Annotated in this window: 14 protein-coding genes; 9 read left to right on the top strand and 5 right to left on the bottom strand. The window is 36.1% G+C overall.

Annotated elements, in window-relative coordinates:
• Positions 1-2 precede the first annotated feature (2 nt).
• The 3 genes from DUT69_RS16315 to DUT69_RS16305 all read left to right on the top strand — a co-directional run bounded on the left by DUT69_RS16315 (position 3) and on the right by DUT69_RS16305 (position 2,309).
• On the top strand, positions 3-662 hold the full coding sequence (locus DUT69_RS16315) for a SanA/YdcF family protein (protein ID WP_113654326.1): 660 nt from the start codon (positions 3-5) through the stop codon (positions 660-662).
• Between the two features lie 3 nt (positions 663-665).
• Positions 666-1,460: a hypothetical protein gene (locus DUT69_RS16310; protein ID WP_113654325.1), complete on the top strand. Its 795-nt coding sequence runs from the start codon at positions 666-668 to the stop codon at positions 1,458-1,460.
• A 126-nt stretch (positions 1,461-1,586) separates the two neighbouring features.
• Positions 1,587-2,309: a hypothetical protein gene (locus DUT69_RS16305; protein ID WP_113654324.1), complete on the top strand. Its 723-nt coding sequence runs from the start codon at positions 1,587-1,589 to the stop codon at positions 2,307-2,309.
• On the opposite strand, the gene DUT69_RS19595 is transcribed toward DUT69_RS16305, so the two are convergent.
• Complete coding sequence (locus DUT69_RS19595; RefSeq protein ID WP_394341262.1) at positions 2,290-3,273, bottom strand: APC family permease; 984 nt, start codon at positions 3,271-3,273, stop codon at positions 2,290-2,292. The genes DUT69_RS16305 and DUT69_RS19595 overlap by 20 nt on opposite strands.
• Positions 3,192-3,758 carry an amino acid permease gene (locus DUT69_RS19590; protein WP_394341261.1) on the bottom strand — a complete coding sequence of 189 codons (567 nt, stop codon included), beginning with the start codon at positions 3,756-3,758 and terminating at the stop codon, positions 3,192-3,194. The genes DUT69_RS19595 and DUT69_RS19590 overlap by 82 nt, the downstream gene beginning before the upstream one ends.
• Before the next feature lie 381 nt (positions 3,759-4,139).
• On the opposite strand from DUT69_RS19590, the gene DUT69_RS16295 reads away from it, so the two are divergent.
• The 4 genes from DUT69_RS16295 (at position 4,140) to DUT69_RS16280 (ending at position 9,101) form a co-directional block, all read left to right on the top strand.
• Positions 4,140-4,487, top strand: coding sequence for a PadR family transcriptional regulator (locus DUT69_RS16295; protein ID WP_113654323.1), 348 nt, complete (start codon positions 4,140-4,142; stop codon positions 4,485-4,487).
• Positions 4,488-4,495: 8 nt separating this feature from the next.
• Positions 4,496-6,106, top strand: coding sequence for a PspC domain-containing protein (locus DUT69_RS16290; protein WP_113654322.1), 1,611 nt, complete (start codon positions 4,496-4,498; stop codon positions 6,104-6,106).
• Positions 6,107-6,221: 115 nt separating this feature from the next.
• Entirely contained in the window at positions 6,222-8,675 is a 2,454-nt protein-coding gene (locus tag DUT69_RS16285; RefSeq protein WP_113654321.1) for an outer membrane beta-barrel protein, read from the top strand.
• 57 nt (positions 8,676-8,732) lie between these two features.
• On the top strand, positions 8,733-9,101 hold the full coding sequence (locus tag DUT69_RS16280) for a hypothetical protein (RefSeq protein WP_113654320.1): 369 nt from the start codon (positions 8,733-8,735) through the stop codon (positions 9,099-9,101).
• A gap of 41 nt (positions 9,102-9,142) precedes the next feature.
• On the opposite strand, the gene DUT69_RS16275 is transcribed toward DUT69_RS16280, so the two are convergent.
• The 3 genes from DUT69_RS16275 to DUT69_RS16265 form a co-directional block, all read right to left on the bottom strand.
• Positions 9,143-11,917, bottom strand: a complete 2,775-nt coding sequence (locus DUT69_RS16275; protein ID WP_240186742.1) for an alpha-2-macroglobulin family protein — start codon at positions 11,915-11,917, stop codon at positions 9,143-9,145.
• Positions 11,918-11,991: 74 nt separating this feature from the next.
• Positions 11,992-12,624 (bottom strand): NAD(P)H-dependent oxidoreductase, encoded by a 633-nt coding sequence (locus DUT69_RS16270; RefSeq protein WP_113654319.1) that lies wholly within the window; start codon positions 12,622-12,624, stop codon positions 11,992-11,994.
• Between the two features lie 21 nt (positions 12,625-12,645).
• Positions 12,646-13,299, bottom strand: a complete 654-nt coding sequence (locus DUT69_RS16265) for a TetR/AcrR family transcriptional regulator (protein WP_113654318.1) — start codon at positions 13,297-13,299, stop codon at positions 12,646-12,648.
• A 144-nt stretch (positions 13,300-13,443) separates the two neighbouring features.
• Between DUT69_RS16265 and DUT69_RS16260 the strand changes: the two genes are divergently transcribed.
• On the top strand, positions 13,444-14,394 hold the full coding sequence (locus tag DUT69_RS16260; protein WP_113654317.1) for an outer membrane beta-barrel protein: 951 nt from the start codon (positions 13,444-13,446) through the stop codon (positions 14,392-14,394).
• A gap of 201 nt (positions 14,395-14,595) precedes the next feature.
• On the top strand, positions 14,596-15,558 hold the full coding sequence (locus tag DUT69_RS16255; protein WP_113654316.1) for an isopenicillin N synthase family dioxygenase: 963 nt from the start codon (positions 14,596-14,598) through the stop codon (positions 15,556-15,558).
• Positions 15,559-15,613: the final 55 nt, after the last annotated feature.

The following is a 15,613-nucleotide window of genomic DNA, read 5'->3' as shown; positions in this document are numbered from 1 at the left end:
CAATGAAAAAGATAAATAAGTTCATTATACCTGCCATCATTTTATGCTTAATAACTATTGTAATTATTTGGGTTACAAATAGCAACGTAAAATCAAAAACCGAAAGTGTTATTTATACCAATTTAAATGATGTGCCTAAAACCAAAGTTGCTATTATTTTTGGTGCCGGTATAAATGGAGATAAACCAAGCAGGTATTTGAAGGACAGGTTAGACGCTGGTATTGCACTTTTTAAAAACAACAAAGTTGATAAAATTCTACTATCGGGAGATAACGGTAGAGATGAACACGATGAACTTACGGTAATGAAATTATATTGCTACGAAAATGGAGTAGACACGACAAAAATATACATCGATTATGCAGGTTTCGATAGTTATTCGACCATGTACCGAGCTAAGCATATTTTTAAGGTTGATACTGCCATTCTGGTTTCGCAAAAATACCATTTGAACAGGTGCGTTTATATCGGCGATAAATTGGGCGTGAAATCGTATGGTTACAGTGCAAATCGAGGGGTTTATCCAGGTTATAAATATTATTCGTTTAGGGAGAAACTATCCATCTCCAAGTCTGTTTTTGATGTAATGAGGAATAGAAAACCTAAATATCTTGGAGAAACGGTTGATGTAAATGGCAAATCAAATTATACAAAAGAATAGTTTATGAAATACCTCCTTTTTATTGCCTTGTTATTTGTTTTAGGTTGCAATCCAATCCCCAAAAAGGATGCGCATCCTGATGTGCCTTTATTATCGGAACTGCTAAAGGACACTTCGAAATTTAGGAAAGTTGCCGACATGAAAGATGTAAGCGAACTTGTTTTTTTAAGTGATGATAGAATACTTGTTAAACCAGATAACAGCAATTTGCCATTTAAGATTATCGATGTAGAAAAAAACGTAATTTTTCAGTCTATTTACGATTGGAAGCTTCCGTTTTACGTGGATAAACAAGGTAATTTATATTTCAATCGAAAGAAATTTCATCAACCAGATTACAAAAAACAAGAAGAGTTTAAGACCATTGTTTTTGCAGATAGCCTGAGCAATAAATCTGAGCAACTAAAAGACCTCAACGACAGTTTAAGGCTAAAAGCGATTGATAAGTATGAAGTAGAATTATTGAAACCTTACGGCTTAAAACCTTGTGAATATACCATTGTAAATACTGCTAGCTGTAATGTTTTCACGATTAGAAATGGAGCTTTAGTTGTTAGGCAAACAGAGCTTTTTAAAACAGAAATTTTTAAACCAAAGTTCGAGCTTTCGAAATTTGATGATGATGTTTTAACGGGTTGGAATAACGGACTTTTGCCAAATCCGGTTTATTTGGCTTATTATGAATTAAATAAGCAGAAATTTAAGTGCGATGACATGATAATGCCGAAGACGTTAACGTTAAAAGGTAAAACGTATTTGTACGCTCCAAGTTTGGGCTTGTATCAAGTATTGTTTTAACGTAAAGTGAGCTTTAGCCTTTCGTTGCGAGGAACGACATTAAACTATAGTATAAAGATTGCTTCGTTCCTCGCAATGACGCTGACTATAAATGATGCTTTTAAAACCTATTTTTAATTTATTTCTATGAAAAATTTCATCTTAACTATATTTCTAATCATTTGCGCCCAATTTTCTTTTGCGCAAGGCGATGTACCAACTCTCAAAAAAACAGTTTCTAAAATAAGCGACTTTGTGCCTGCCGGATGGAAATTACTTACCGAAGCAAAAGGCGACTTAAATAAAGATGGTTTAGTTGATGTAGCGATGGTAATTGAAAATACGGACCGCAAAAATTTTGTCAGCAATGCTGGTGGATTAGGGGGCGATACCTTAAATACAAACCCTAGATATTTGTTGGTTGCATTTAAAAAGGTAAATGGATTGTATGAATTGGTTGCAAAAAACACCAAGTTTATTCCGTCAGAAAACTCACAAGATAGCCCATGTTTAACCGACCCATTCGGACAAGAAGGAGGCATTGAAATTGTAAAAGGATTGCTCCAAATACATTTTCAAAATTTCTATAGCTGTGGCGCTTGGGAGATTTATAACTTCGATTACATTTTCCGTTTTCAGCACCAGAAATTCGAGTTAATAGGTTACAACAAATCTAGTTTACACCGTTCGTCTGGCGATGAAACCGCTACAACAATGAATTTCTCTACCATGAAAATGAATTACACCAGTGGTACAAATGCGTTTAAAGATGGCGGGAAGCCTAAAACATCTTGGAAAAATATTAAGCCGAGGAAGTTGCTCGACTTAAATACGATTACCGAAGACGCTGTTAATGCTTTTGATCATTGATTTTTTCTTTTTCCAAACGCTTTCTTAATACACTATTCTTTTTACCGTAAAAGTAATAAATGGCAAAGCCGATAGCCAGCCAAACAAACAAGCGTAACCAAGTTTCCCAAGGCATAAAAATCATCATTGCTAAACAAACTAAAATACCCAAAATCGGTATTAGCGGAACTAACGGAACTTTAAATGGGCGCTCTGCATTTGGGTCTGTTTTTCTTAAAATTAAAATTCCTGCACAAACAATTACGAAAGCCAATAAGGTGCCGATGCTGGTCATTTCGCCAACTACTCTAATGGGCACAAACGCCGCAAACAATGCTATAAAAATGCAAAGTAGCACATTAGATTTGTATGGTGTTTTAAATTTCGGATGAAGATCTGAAAATACTTTTGGCAAAAGTCCGTCTTTACTTATGGCATAAAACATCCTCGATTGCGCCATTAAATCGATTAAAATAACAGAAGTATAGCCAATTAAAATTGCCAAAATTATCGCTTGGCTTAACCATGCAAAGGGTGTTTTTTCAATTGCAATAGCAACAGGCGCACCGCTGTCAGAAAATTCTGTGTAGTTAGCTAAACCTGTCATCACATGGCCAAAAAGCCCAAATAAAATGGTACAAACCAATAGCGAACCAATTATCCCGATAGGTAAATCTCTTTTAGGGTTTTTGGTTTCTTGTGCAGAAGCTGCTACGGCATCAAAACCTATAAATACAAAAAATACCAATGCTGCGGCCCTTAAAATTCCGCTCCAGCCAAAGTGTCCAAATTCGCCTGTGTTTGTTGGGATATATGGTTTATAATTTGCAGGATCGATGTATTGCCATCCCAAAGCGATGAAAACTAAAACAACGCCTACCTTTAAAAATACAACTATCGCATTTACAATTGCCGATCCTTCGTTCCTCTGATAACCACCAACGTCATTAAAATAACAATTAGCGCACCTGGAATATTTATCCATCCGTTTACCACGGTTCCGTCTGCAAGTTTTGCGGTTTCAAAAGGCGATAAGGTTAGTTGTGGGGGCAAGTGTAAGCCGTAAGATCCTAAAAACTTGGTTAAATATTGCGACCAGCTAATGGCTACCGTAGCACATCCAACCGAATATTCTAGCACTAAATCCCATCCGATAATCCATGCAAACCATTCGCCCATGGTGGCGTAGGCATATGTATAAGCGCTCCCGGCAACCGGTATCATTGATGCGAATTCTGCATAACAGAGTGCGGCAAAGCCACAACCCACCGCTGCGATGATAAAAGATATGGTTACCGCTGGGCCGGCATAATTTGCGGCAGCCAGTCCGGTTATAGAAAATAGGCCAGCACCTAATGTTAAGCCTACTCCAATTAAAATTAATTGAAAAGGGCCCAATGTTCTTTTTAGCGAAATACCGCCGTGGTCGGCTACTTCTTGTTTTATTAATGCGATAGATTTTTTCAGCATCACGTATTTTTTGAGAGCGCAAAGGTATACAAATTAATGCTACTAAAATAGTAGACTTAAAATATTATTTTGAAATGATGCTCCATTTAAATCTTGTACGATATTTTGTTTTGCAATTCCTAAAGGTTTTTCGAATCGAGAAGTTTTTATTTATTAGCATAAGCTTTAAATTCTAAACCCGATCATCGTGAAAAGCTCCCGCTTTTTCTGCTGGATTTGTAACAAGAGCGGGGCTAATTTGCCATGAAACACTATCAATCATTTTCAAATGAAAAATAATTAATATTTATTTTACTGATAATCAGTATTTTAAAAAATATATTATAATTATTATAGTACTATGTATTGCATAGTACATTATAAAACATATATCTTTGTTATATGATAGCAGAGAATACACAAACACAAATGCGAAAAGGCATAATAGAATATTGTGTGCTTTTAATTATTTCGAGGGGAGAAATTTATGCCTCGGATATTATCGCAGAACTTAAACAGGCAAAACTTCTTGTAGTAGAAGGAACACTATATCCACTTTTAACTCGCTTAAAAAATAATGGCTTGCTGGGTTACAATTGGGTTGAGTCTACTTCCGGGCCACCAAGAAAATATTATGTTTTAACGGAAGACGGCCGACAGATTTTAAAGCAATTAGATAGTACTTGGCACGAATTGGCTTATGCGGTTACTACATCGCAAAGCGGTGCAGCACAAAAAACTCAAAATTAACGAAGACTATGAAAAAGACATTGATTATAAATATAGGTAACTCAATTATTCATATTGAAGAAGACGCCTACGAAATATTAACTGCCTACCTAAACGAAATTAAACAACATTTTGCCAAAAATGCTGATGATTTTGAAATTGTAACCGATATAGAAAATCGCATTGCGGAAATGTTTGCCGAGATTTTGGCAGCTGATAAAAAACAGGTAATAGAAATTACCGATGTACAAAGTGTAATTGCCCAAATGGGCAGCGTAAAAGATTTCGCTTCTGAAGAAGAAGAGGAAATGCCACAAAGTGATTTTGCCTATAACCACGCTGGCGTTAAGAAGTTATACCGTGATACTGATGATGGTGTTATTGCAGGTGTTTGCGCTGGTTTAGGACATTACTTAAACGTAGAGGCACGTTGGGTTAGGTTGTTGGCTTTGTTAACCATTTTTTTAGGTGGAGCTGGTATTCTAGCTTATATCATTTTATGGATTACCATGCCTAGAGCGGTAAGCAGATCTGAGAAAATGGAGATGAAAGGTGAGGCGACAAATTTATATGGTTACAATAAAAGCTTTGAAGACGAGTTGGCCATGTTTAAAGAAAAAATGAAATCGGCTAATGCCGAGTTTGGACCAATAGCTAGACGCTCTGGAAATTTTATAACTGAAGTTGTACAGGCAATTGGCAGGTTATTAGGCACTACCGGAAAGCTAATTTTAAAATTTATTGCGGGCGCTTTTATAGTATGTGGTTTTGCTACGCTCGTATGTTTAATTGTTTGCTTGGCGGCATTTTTAGGGTTTTTAGATGCAAATACTTTTGAAGCTTGGCCACTTTCGGTTATTAATGAAGAGTTAAGAGATGGTATCGTTTTGGCAGCCTTTGTTACTGCCTTTATTCCGGTTTTGGCTTTGGTGTTGTTTGCTATTAGGGTAGCTTTTAATAAAAAAGCAATTAATAAATCGCTTTCGTTTGCTTTACTTGTAGTTTGGTTAATTGGCGTTGCTTATAGTGTTTACTACACCGCAAAAATTACTTCCGAGTTTAAGGAACATGCAGAAATGGTAAAAACAGATGAGCTAAAGTCTTATCCTACTTATGTTATAGATGTAGACAAAAGTGTTGCCTTTAGCAAAGCTGATAGTTTAGCACTTGAAATTGCGAACAATAACTTAGATGGTAGAGTGATTTATGATGATAACGATAATCATCCTTTTAGAGTGCCAAGAAACGTTAGGGTAGAGATTTCGAAAAGCGAAAATGGTAAAACCAGCATCGTTCAAAACTACCAATCTCAAGGCAAAACCTTTCCCATCGCTTTGCGCAATGCACAAAATATAAACTATAAATACAAACAAACAGACTCGTTAATTACGCTTAGCCCGAGATTGGCACTAAAGCAGGAGAGTATTTGGCGCAACCAAGAAGTAACTATAACGCTAAAAGTTCCGGTAGGTACGCATTTATTTTTGAATGATAACATTTATGATTATTTGCATTTCTATTATTACTCTTGCGATGACCATAACGAGAAAAAAAGTGATTACAGAGAATGGGTAATGACGGAAGATGGCCTGAAATGCAAAGCGGAATTAGACAAACCAAAGGAAGAAATTAACCCATAATAATACTTTTTATTAAAAGGAAGATTGTAGCGATTTATCGGCCAGAAATCTCAAAGTGGAACTTCCAAACACATTCTTCGCTTTGCGCTGAATGATAAATCTTAAAAAATAAATCATGAGAAATATTGTACTCTTAATAACGTGCCTTTTGGCATGGGGGACTTCCTTTGCCCAAAAAACAGGTAAGATTACCGGTAAAATTGTAGACGAAAAGCAAGAAGTTATACCATTTGCTTTGGTAAAACTGTTAGCCTACCCGGATACGGTTGAAATAAAAACAACCAAGGCAGATTTTGATGGTAAGTTTGGTTTCGAATCTGTAAAAAGCGGAAATTATACCATCAGCGTTAAAATGGTTGGATTTAAAGATATCAAAACGTCAGTTTTTACCATCAAAGATGCTGATTTGGTATTGCCAACTCTTAAGATGGAAAGTTTAACAAAACAATTAAGTGCAGTTACAATTGAAGGCAAGAAGCCTTTTATAGAGCGCCGGGTTGACAAAACGGTAATTAATGTAGAAAACAGTATTGTTGCCAGTGGCGGAACAGCCTTGGAAGTTTTAGAAAAAGCTCCAGGTGTAATTGTAGACAAACAAAACGACCAAATAAGGCTTAACAACAAATCGGGCATTACTGTAATGATTGACGGCCGACCAAACATTCTCTCAGGTGCAGATTTGACCACGATGTTAAGCAACATGAGTAGCGATCAAATTGGCACGATAGAAATTATTACGAATCCATCATCTAGATATGATGCAGCCGGTAATGCAGGTATCATTAATATCAAACTAAAAAAGAACAAAAATTTTGGCACAAATGGTACACTTTCCTCAACGCTGGGGCAGGGTGTTGTAAGTGGATTTCCCTCAGATTTATATCGAGCTGGTTTAAATTTGAACTTAAATCACAGAGTGGATAAATGGAACGTTTTCGGGAATGCAGGTTTTGCCCGAAAATCGAATTTTAATCAGATTACTGTTAACAGGACTTCGGTTTCTAATAATATAACCAGTAGGTTTTTGCAAGACTTCGGAAGGTCTAATAAAGGTATCGGCTATTCTGGTAAAATTGGTGCAGATTATTACGCTTCCGAAAAAACAACTTTTGGGGTAATGGTAGATGCGAATACAGTAGACACAAAACTTGGTAATTTTAGCCAAACAAACATTAATGAGGTACTTAATGGTTCTGCTACTTTAAGTTCCGTTAATCAACAAGCAGATTCTAAATCGCCAGCAAATAACATTACGGCAAACTTTAACGTTAAACACGATTTCTCTAAAGCAGGGGAAAGCTTAACTTTTGATGCCGATTACTCGGGATTTAGCAACGAAAGGGACGAAACTTTTGATGCCGATTACCTGGATGCTAACCAGCAGTTCGTTAGAAATACCTTACTTAGAAATAGTAGCGACACTAAAATAGACGTATATGCTTTAAAAACAGATTATACCTTGCCCATCTCTAAAACCATAGGTTTTGAAGCAGGTTTGAAGAGCAGTTTCGTAACAACAAAAAATGATTTTCTGTCGGAAAAATTTCTTGGTAATATTTGGGAGAACGATTTAGGGAAATCGAACAAGTTTATTTACAAAGAAAACATTAATGCGGCTTATATAAACATTTCAAAAAAATGGGATAAGTGGGAAGTTCAGGCAGGTTTGCGAGCAGAAAATACAAATGCAAATGGGCATTCGGTAACCGATAACCAAAAATTCGATAGAAACTACCTGTCGCTTTTCCCCACTTTGTTTGTTAGTCAGCAGTTAAATAAAGACAATAACATAAGATACGCTTACAGTCGTAGGGTAGACAGGCCAAGTTATCAGCAACTTAATCCTTTTGTTTTTTATATGGATCCGTATGCTTTTGATACAGGTAACCCTTATTTAAAACCAATGTTTACCGATAATTTCGAAATATCTTACGGTTATAAAACTGCGTTTTCATTATCCCTTAATTACTCAGATACACGTAATCTGATCGTGCAAATTACAGAGCAAAATGATGTAACTCGCATTGTAACCGTAGGTAGGGGAAATATCGGTAGATCGCAAAATTATAGCGCCGGTATCTACTTCCCTTTAACTATTTCGAAATGGTGGAATATGCAAAATAATGCAAGTGTTTATTACAACAAAGTTGATGATGGAAATTTATCTGGCGGAGTTTATGACGTATTTAATGTAGCTTACAATTTTAACACTTCTAGCTCATTCCGGTTGCCAAATAATTATTCTGTTGAAATGAATTATTGGTTAAATTCTCCAAGTATAAATGGCCAAGAGAGATCAACTGTTTTTCGCCATGCGCTAAATCTAGGTTTGCAAAAAAGTTTAATGAATAAAAAAATGAAAATAAGAGCTACCATAGATGATGTTTTTTTAACCAACCAATGGCAAGGCGAAATTATTTATCAAAATTTAGATCTTCGGATTAAGAATAGATCGTCAAGCAGAAGGGCATCTTTAAATATCAGCTATAATTTCGGAAATCAAAATGTTAAATCCGCCAGAAACAGAAAAACAGCTACAGATGATATTAAAGGCAGGGCAGGAGGTTAACATCAGGTCCTTATAAATTGTAATGATAAAAATTTACAAATCACAAAAACAATCAAAATGAAAAAAATACATGTCATTATTGGCTTTATAACAATTATGCTGGCAACGAGTTGTCGTTTTAATAATGAAAACCAATCTATACAAGTTGTAGTAACTGAAGGAACTTATGTCTTTGAGGCAAAATATCCTAAAGAAAAAACGGAAAGGGTTGTAAACTACATAGAAAAGGTATTAAATGACGATAGCTTTTTTGCTAGCGACGAGGGAGAAAAGTCTGGCGCTGTTGTTTTAAATGATGGCAAGAACTTTCGCGTCAAATCATCACCAGGTTTTCTAGAAATTGAATTCAGGAAAAAAGAAAATTCAGAGACTAATTACAAAGAGCTAGTTAAGCTTTGCTCAGGGGTAAAAGAGCAGTTGAAGTAGAATAATAAAGCCTCTCGCAAGAAACGAGAGGCTTTATCTTTTTATTTAACCGTATAACGATATATGGCTCTACCAACATTTCCATTTTTATCAATACCTTCTACAACTGCTCTGTAACTTCCTCTTCCGTCGGCATTAAAAAATTCGAAACTTACGTTACCTTTTTCATCTGTAACAACCTTCGGATTCCAATAAATCGTTGTTCGTAAATCGTTACTTGTTACTTGTGCATTTGGTAAATATTTTGGGTTGTAAAATTCTCGTTCCTTACTATAACCCATCGGGTTGAACGTGATAATGTTGGTTTTTGGCAACATATCCAAAAGCTCCTGTTTGCTTATTTTTTGGCCAACAGGTTGTTTTTTGGTGTTAATTACAATTACACCTTTTGTGCCATACACCCTGTCTACAGTACCTAGCTGGTCTGTTAAAAATATTTCAACTGATTCTACTTCTGTAGCGCTTACATTATTAATATCGCGTGTGTCTACAGGCATTCCGTTTATAAATGCTTGCACTTTAGTCCTATCTCCTTGGTTAAAACTTCTTGTAACATAGAAATCTTCAACGTCGAATGTTAAACCCGTTGCCATTGTTCGTAAACACTGCAAAAGAAAGTTACAGCCTGCAGAAAATCTATCAGAACTTAATAAATGATCAGGGATCATACTCAAGCCAGATAAAGCACTATGGTCTGCGTGGCTAGGTTTTTTTATTGGTGCACCTTTAATTTCAACCGTTTTTAAAGTTCTTAAATAGCGGTATTGGCGCTGACTGTTGCTTAAATAAGATGATAAAACAGTATCTATGTTAACCACTTCGTCTGGGGCATTAATATTTTTTCCCGCTGCAGGCATCGGGCTACCATCAAGCATAATCATTAGGTTGGCAGCGTTGGCATTATATTTTGCACTAACCACAACATCAGAAGAATCGGGGAAATTTAAATTCTGAAAGTTAAATAAACCCATATTGCTGGTTACCGTTTCTGAAGATATTGGTTTTCCTGTAACCATCAATCGCATTGCACCTTTTTTAATTGGCATGCCCGTTCTGTCTCTAAGTGTACCAGTAATATTTATACCTTGCTCTGGTAAAAAAGAAAGTTTTGGATATTGGCCAGCTAAAATCTCCTTAAAAGAAAATCTACGGTAGCCTTGCGTTAACATCAATTTGTCTAAATCTGCGAGTTTTTTCTCATCGGTTTTTGTAAAATAGTAATTTGGCTTTTCAATGTAACCTTTTAAGTCTGATGTTAATAGCAGAGACGAAAGTATAGTTGTTTCTGTAGTCTCATCTACGGGTACTTTCTGCTCATCGATAACGGCGATAGAAAAATCTCCGGAAGTAGGCAATCCAGCACTTTTTGCGTCTAAAGTAAGTTTTACTTTTTGGCGAGGCTTATACGTTGGCAAATCAGATTTTAAACCCAGACTTAAACCGTTAGTGTGTAAAACAAAAGCTAAACGTTCACTTATTGCTTCGTTCTGCATGTTAAATAGGGTTAATTGGGCAATCCCCGAAGGAAAGTTCTTTTTAGGAATTTTGGTAATGATAACCTGGCTTTTTAAACTCGCTTTTGCAGCATAATAAATCACGTTAGTGTTTTGGCCTACAATAAAAAATGTCTTATCTGTGTTTGCTTTAAAGTATGATTCGTTTGCAATAATTTTTAGGTTGATAAATTCGGCGTTAGAGTTTATTACTTGTAACGTAATGCCACTTTCAACCGATTTAGGTAAGTCGTATGTTTTAGATAAGCCGTCTTTAAAAGTAACTTTCGCCTTGTATGTTTTGCCAAATTCTGGGCTTAAAAAGAAAGATCCCATTCCGGCATGTGACGATGTGAAAGTTGCTATCTCGTTATTTTGGTCGTCAATTATACTTCCTTTTGCCTCTGCACCCAATCCATTAACTTTTACTGCTTTAAACCCAACCTGATTTGGTATGCCAGCAATTAATTGTCCGCCTTCCGGGAAAAATTGTAGATCGATGGTACTTGCTGTTTGTTTTAAGTTAAATCGAGCACTAGCGGTTTCTTTTTCAGCAATATTAACATCGGTAATAATATCACCTTTGGTAATTGGTTCGCCAGCTTTGCTTGTTACTACAATACTAATTACACCATTTTGATCTGTTACTGCCTTGCCTTTAGAAAATTCGTCGTAGTTGGATAAAACTCTCCAGCTAACGGCTTTATTAGCAATTGGCTTTTTGCCAAGGTCTCTAAACTGAATTTTGGCAGTTGTTTTTACACCTTTATCAGTGGGTTCGTTGGTGTAGGTTATATTGGTAATTAATTGCTTGTCTATAGCTTCACCAAGGGTAATGTTTTTCTTAAAAAAATAAGCGTCACCAAAATTTACCATCCAAAGCGTATAGGCCCTAACGTAGTAATTGCCTTGTTTGTAGTTTTGCATCCCTAGCGGGATATTACCGTATGCGACGCTATTTTTTACAGGTAGCTTTAGTGTTTGTACCAGGGAATCCTTATCTGTAAATACCTCTACATAAACAATTTTGCTTAAAGGCGATGGCAAGTTTTGCTCAATCGTTACGTAAGCTTTCAACCACATTGTATCGGCAACTGCATAGTAGGGTTTATCAAAATGTACGTATACTTTTTCAACTGGTTGATTGTCTGATAGAGCTTTGGTTTTATTAATAATATTATTTAAAACTACGCTATCTGCTTCTTGTGCGTTGGCAGATGAGGTAAATAGAAAACTGAGGGTTATTAAGGTAAAAAGAATTCTCATGTTGCTAATATATTGATTATACATTGATGCGACGCCATATTGACCAATCTTTAACATATTTTTACAAAAGGAACCAAAATAAAAAAGGGATACAAATTTCTTTGCACCCCTTTTTGTTCTATCGATTGAGTTTATTTGAATTCTATTACAAAATCGCTAGTAGCCTGACGAACCTTTTTAAGGTTTACTAACCAATCTCCAGCTTCATCGCGATAGCCTAAAGGTAAAACTGTTACGCTTTTTAGACCTTTCTCGGTTAAGCCTAAAATTTCATCATATTTAGCGTTATCAAATCCTTCCATCGGCGTAGCATCTACTTGTTGTAAAGCCGCTTCTGCAATAGCTACACCAAAACCAATATAGGCTTGTCTGGCAGTGTGCTGAAAATTAACTTCTGCTGGGCGTGGAGGATAAGTGCTTAAAAGCATGTTTTTGTAGTCTGCGGCGGTGTCAGCAGGTAGGCCACGTTCAGAATTATTTCTGTCAAACACCTCGTTAATTCTCTCTTCTGTATAATTGTCCCAAGCTGCAAAAACCAAAACATGCGATGCATCAACAATTTGCTGCTGGTTAAAAGTGTGTGGCAATAGTTGTTGCTTTAATTCTGGGTTGGTGATTACAATAACTTTGTAAGGTTGTAAACCAGACGATGTTGGTGCTAATCTCGCTGCCTCTATAATTGCATCTACTTTATCTTGCGGAACGGCTTTACCATTCATTTTTTTAGTGGCATAACGCCAGTTAAGTGCTTGTATTAAACTCATTTTATTGTTGTATTTATTTTTTTAATTATTAATGTTTTTTATAAATCCTTGTATCGCATCTTGCAAAACCTGCTGCTGCAACTGATTTGGAGTAGCTGCAATATTTACCATGTTAATTGATGTTAAACCATGTAGTATAGACCAAAAAGTATGAAATTTTAATATAGTTTGTTCCTTAATTACGGGTGGTGTCATCATCCCTTGTATAATGCCAATAATGGTAGAGCCAAAGTTGCCAATCTCCTCCACTTCTCTAACTCTATCGCAGGTGGGCATGCCTAAGCCAAACATCATCTGGTAATATTCTCTGTGTTTAAAGGCAAAGTTAAAGTAGGCATCGCCTATGGCTTCCAATTGTGCAGTTGGTTCAGATAGTTTGCTTTTTGCTTGTGTAACTTCCTTCGTTAGCATCGCAAATCCATTTTTTACAAATTCCTCTAGAATAGCATCTTTGCTTTTAAAATAATCGTAAACAACAGGGAGGCTATAGCCAATTGCATCGGCTATTTTTCTTATAGAAACCGCTTGCCAGCCTTCATTGGTTACAATGTTTCTGGTAGCATCCAATATTGCTTCTCTAATTGCTTTCTTCTGGGCTTCTCGCCTTAAACTTATAGCCATATTTTTGCTAACACCATTATTAAAGTTAACAGTGTTAGCAAAAGTAATGCTCAAAAAATTTACTTAAAAACGTTTTAAGGATTGTGACGGAAAAATGATAGATGTTTCAACAATTAAAACTTTTGTTTGTTACTTCGTGTTTTTAAAATATGCTATGCCAGTATAGGTGTTGTTTAGCCAAAATTAAAAACCAGTATTATGAAAAAGCTATTATTAGCTGCTATACTTTTAGCAGGAACGTCAGTTGCTTCTTTTGCACAAGAGGGAAGAGGGTTTTATCTTAAGCCAACAGGGAGTTACTTTATAAAAGTTACGCCAGTAGAATTTCCAAATGTAGGTCCGTTACAACCAAGGGATATTTCATTTTCTATTAATCCGAATACGGGAGCCAGAACCACAATTTCTGAAGAAGCAATAACGGGTTCTTTTGGGCAAGGTTGGAGAGCCGGTTTAAACGGTGGTTTTAGATTTAACAGCGTAGTTGCTTTTGAAATGGGCGTTAATTTTTACAGAAGCGAAAAAAATACAATGGCTAAACAAGCCGGGTTCGTAGCGTCTAACCAAGTTTTAGGCTTAAAGGCTGTGGGCCAGGTTACCGCTTTAGATGTTACACCTACGCTTGTTTTTCATCTGCCAACAGAGAATAAATTTAGACCTTACCTAAAAATGGGTGCAGTGTTGCCGGTTTATGGTTTTATGGAAATCAATACTACGATTGATGACAGAACCGGTGCTATTGCCTCTACCATCAATCCAAACTTTGTAGCGGTACAGGCAACACGCACAGAAAGAATAAAACCCAAACCAACATTAGGTTTTATAGGCGCTGCAGGTTTTAATTATCCAATAGGAAACAACATTAGTTTCTTTAGCGAAATTGAATATAGAAACGTATCTGTAAATAGCGATAGTAAAGAAATTAAAGCTTTTAATGCAGTTGGTACATTAGCTAACGGCAGTACGGTAAATGTAGGATTGAGCGATTTGCCAACAGCAGTTAGAGAAGTTAATTATGAGAAAAGACTTACGGCATCGTCTAACGTTGCTGGTCATGCTGGTTATGACCCAAACAAACCAAGCGATGATTTGCGATCTTATATTAGCATTGGAGGCTTAGGCTTAAATGTTGGTATTAAAATAGGGCTGTAACCTCGAAAATTATGTTGAAAGGAGCAAATTTGCTCCTTTTTTTGTTGAAAAAATTTTAGTCTTAATCTTTAAATTCAACGTAACAGGATTTTTGTTAATAACTTAAAGGTTTGGAATTTAGTTTATTATTTTACTTAAATTATCAATTTCCGTAATTGTTAACAAATCTTTTTAAATTTAACTAACATTAAAAAATAAGCTATGTCTACACCTTATATTCCATGTCTTGATTTAGGGAACTACATCAACGGCAACGAAGAACAACGCAAACAATTTTCTGATGATTTAGGAAGAGCCTTTAACGACTCTGGTTTTGTAACCATAACCAACCACGGTTTAAGTCAAGAATTGATTGATAAATTATACGAGAACATTAAAGCCGCTTTCGCTTTGCCGGTAGAGGTAAAACGTAAGTACGAAAAACCAGAATTAGCGGGTCAACGTGGTTACACAAGTGCAGGCAAAGAAACTGCTAAAGGGGCAAAAACAGCCGATTTAAAGGAATTTTGGCAAATTGGCAATGAAGTTACCGATGGTGATGCCATAAAAAGCGAATATCCAGATAATGAAGTTTTAGAAGAACTGCCAGAATTTAATCCGGTTACCAGAGAGATCTACACAAAGCTTGAAGAAAATGGTAAACATCTTTTACGTGCAATTGCAACTTACCTTGAACTTCCAGTAGATTATTTTGATAAGCATGTTCATAATGGCAATTCGATTTTAAGAGGAATTCATTATTTCCCAATTGAAAATCCGGAGGCTTTGCCAAGTGATGCCGTTAGAGCTGGTGCACATGAAGATATTAACCTAATTACCTTGTTAATTGGTGCTAGCGCCGATGGTTTAGAAGTTTTAACGCGTAGTAACGAGTGGTTGCCAATTAAAGCGGCGCATACAGATATAGTTGTTAACGTTGGCGATATGTTGCAACGTTTAACAAACAACAAATTAAAATCTACTACACATCGCGTGGTAAATCCGCCTAGAGAATTGATGAAAACTTCTCGTTTTTCGGTACCGTTTTTCTTACATCCCAGAAGTAATATGGATTTAACAAGCCTGCCTTCTACAATCGACGAAGCTCATCCAAAAGTTTATACCGATATGACTGCCGGCGAGTATCTGGACGAACGACTAAGAGAAATAGGATTGAAAAAGTAGGATAATTCCCTGCCGATAGGTTAAGGTTATAATAATTGGGGCGTTACCCCGAAAA

The sequence above is a fragment of the Pedobacter namyangjuensis genome (assembly GCF_003313325.1).
Taxonomy (GTDB): domain Bacteria; phylum Bacteroidota; class Bacteroidia; order Sphingobacteriales; family Sphingobacteriaceae; genus Pedobacter; species Pedobacter namyangjuensis.
The sequence above is the reverse complement of the archived record's forward strand: the minus strand, read 5'-3'. Positions and strand labels throughout refer to the sequence as shown.

Coding starts and splice junctions, on each gene's coding strand:
- DUT69_RS16315 (WP_113654326.1), top strand. CDS start 3: ATGAAAAAGATAAATAAGTTCATTATACCTGCCATCATTTTATGCTTA.
- DUT69_RS16310 (WP_113654325.1), top strand. CDS start 666: ATGAAATACCTCCTTTTTATTGCCTTGTTATTTGTTTTAGGTTGCAAT.
- DUT69_RS16305 (WP_113654324.1), top strand. CDS start 1,587: ATGAAAAATTTCATCTTAACTATATTTCTAATCATTTGCGCCCAATTT.
- DUT69_RS19595 (WP_394341262.1), bottom strand. CDS start 3,273: ATGGATAAATATTCCAGGTGCGCTAATTGTTATTTTAATGACGTTGGT.
- DUT69_RS19590 (WP_394341261.1), bottom strand. CDS start 3,758: ATGCTGAAAAAATCTATCGCATTAATAAAACAAGAAGTAGCCGACCAC.
- DUT69_RS16295 (WP_113654323.1), top strand. CDS start 4,140: ATGATAGCAGAGAATACACAAACACAAATGCGAAAAGGCATAATAGAA.
- DUT69_RS16290 (WP_113654322.1), top strand. CDS start 4,496: ATGAAAAAGACATTGATTATAAATATAGGTAACTCAATTATTCATATT.
- DUT69_RS16285 (WP_113654321.1), top strand. CDS start 6,222: ATGAGAAATATTGTACTCTTAATAACGTGCCTTTTGGCATGGGGGACT.
- DUT69_RS16280 (WP_113654320.1), top strand. CDS start 8,733: ATGAAAAAAATACATGTCATTATTGGCTTTATAACAATTATGCTGGCA.
- DUT69_RS16275 (WP_240186742.1), bottom strand. CDS start 11,917: ATGTTAAAGATTGGTCAATATGGCGTCGCATCAATGTATAATCAATAT.
- DUT69_RS16270 (WP_113654319.1), bottom strand. CDS start 12,624: ATGAGTTTAATACAAGCACTTAACTGGCGTTATGCCACTAAAAAAATG.
- DUT69_RS16260 (WP_113654317.1), top strand. CDS start 13,444: ATGAAAAAGCTATTATTAGCTGCTATACTTTTAGCAGGAACGTCAGTT.
- DUT69_RS16255 (WP_113654316.1), top strand. CDS start 14,596: ATGTCTACACCTTATATTCCATGTCTTGATTTAGGGAACTACATCAAC.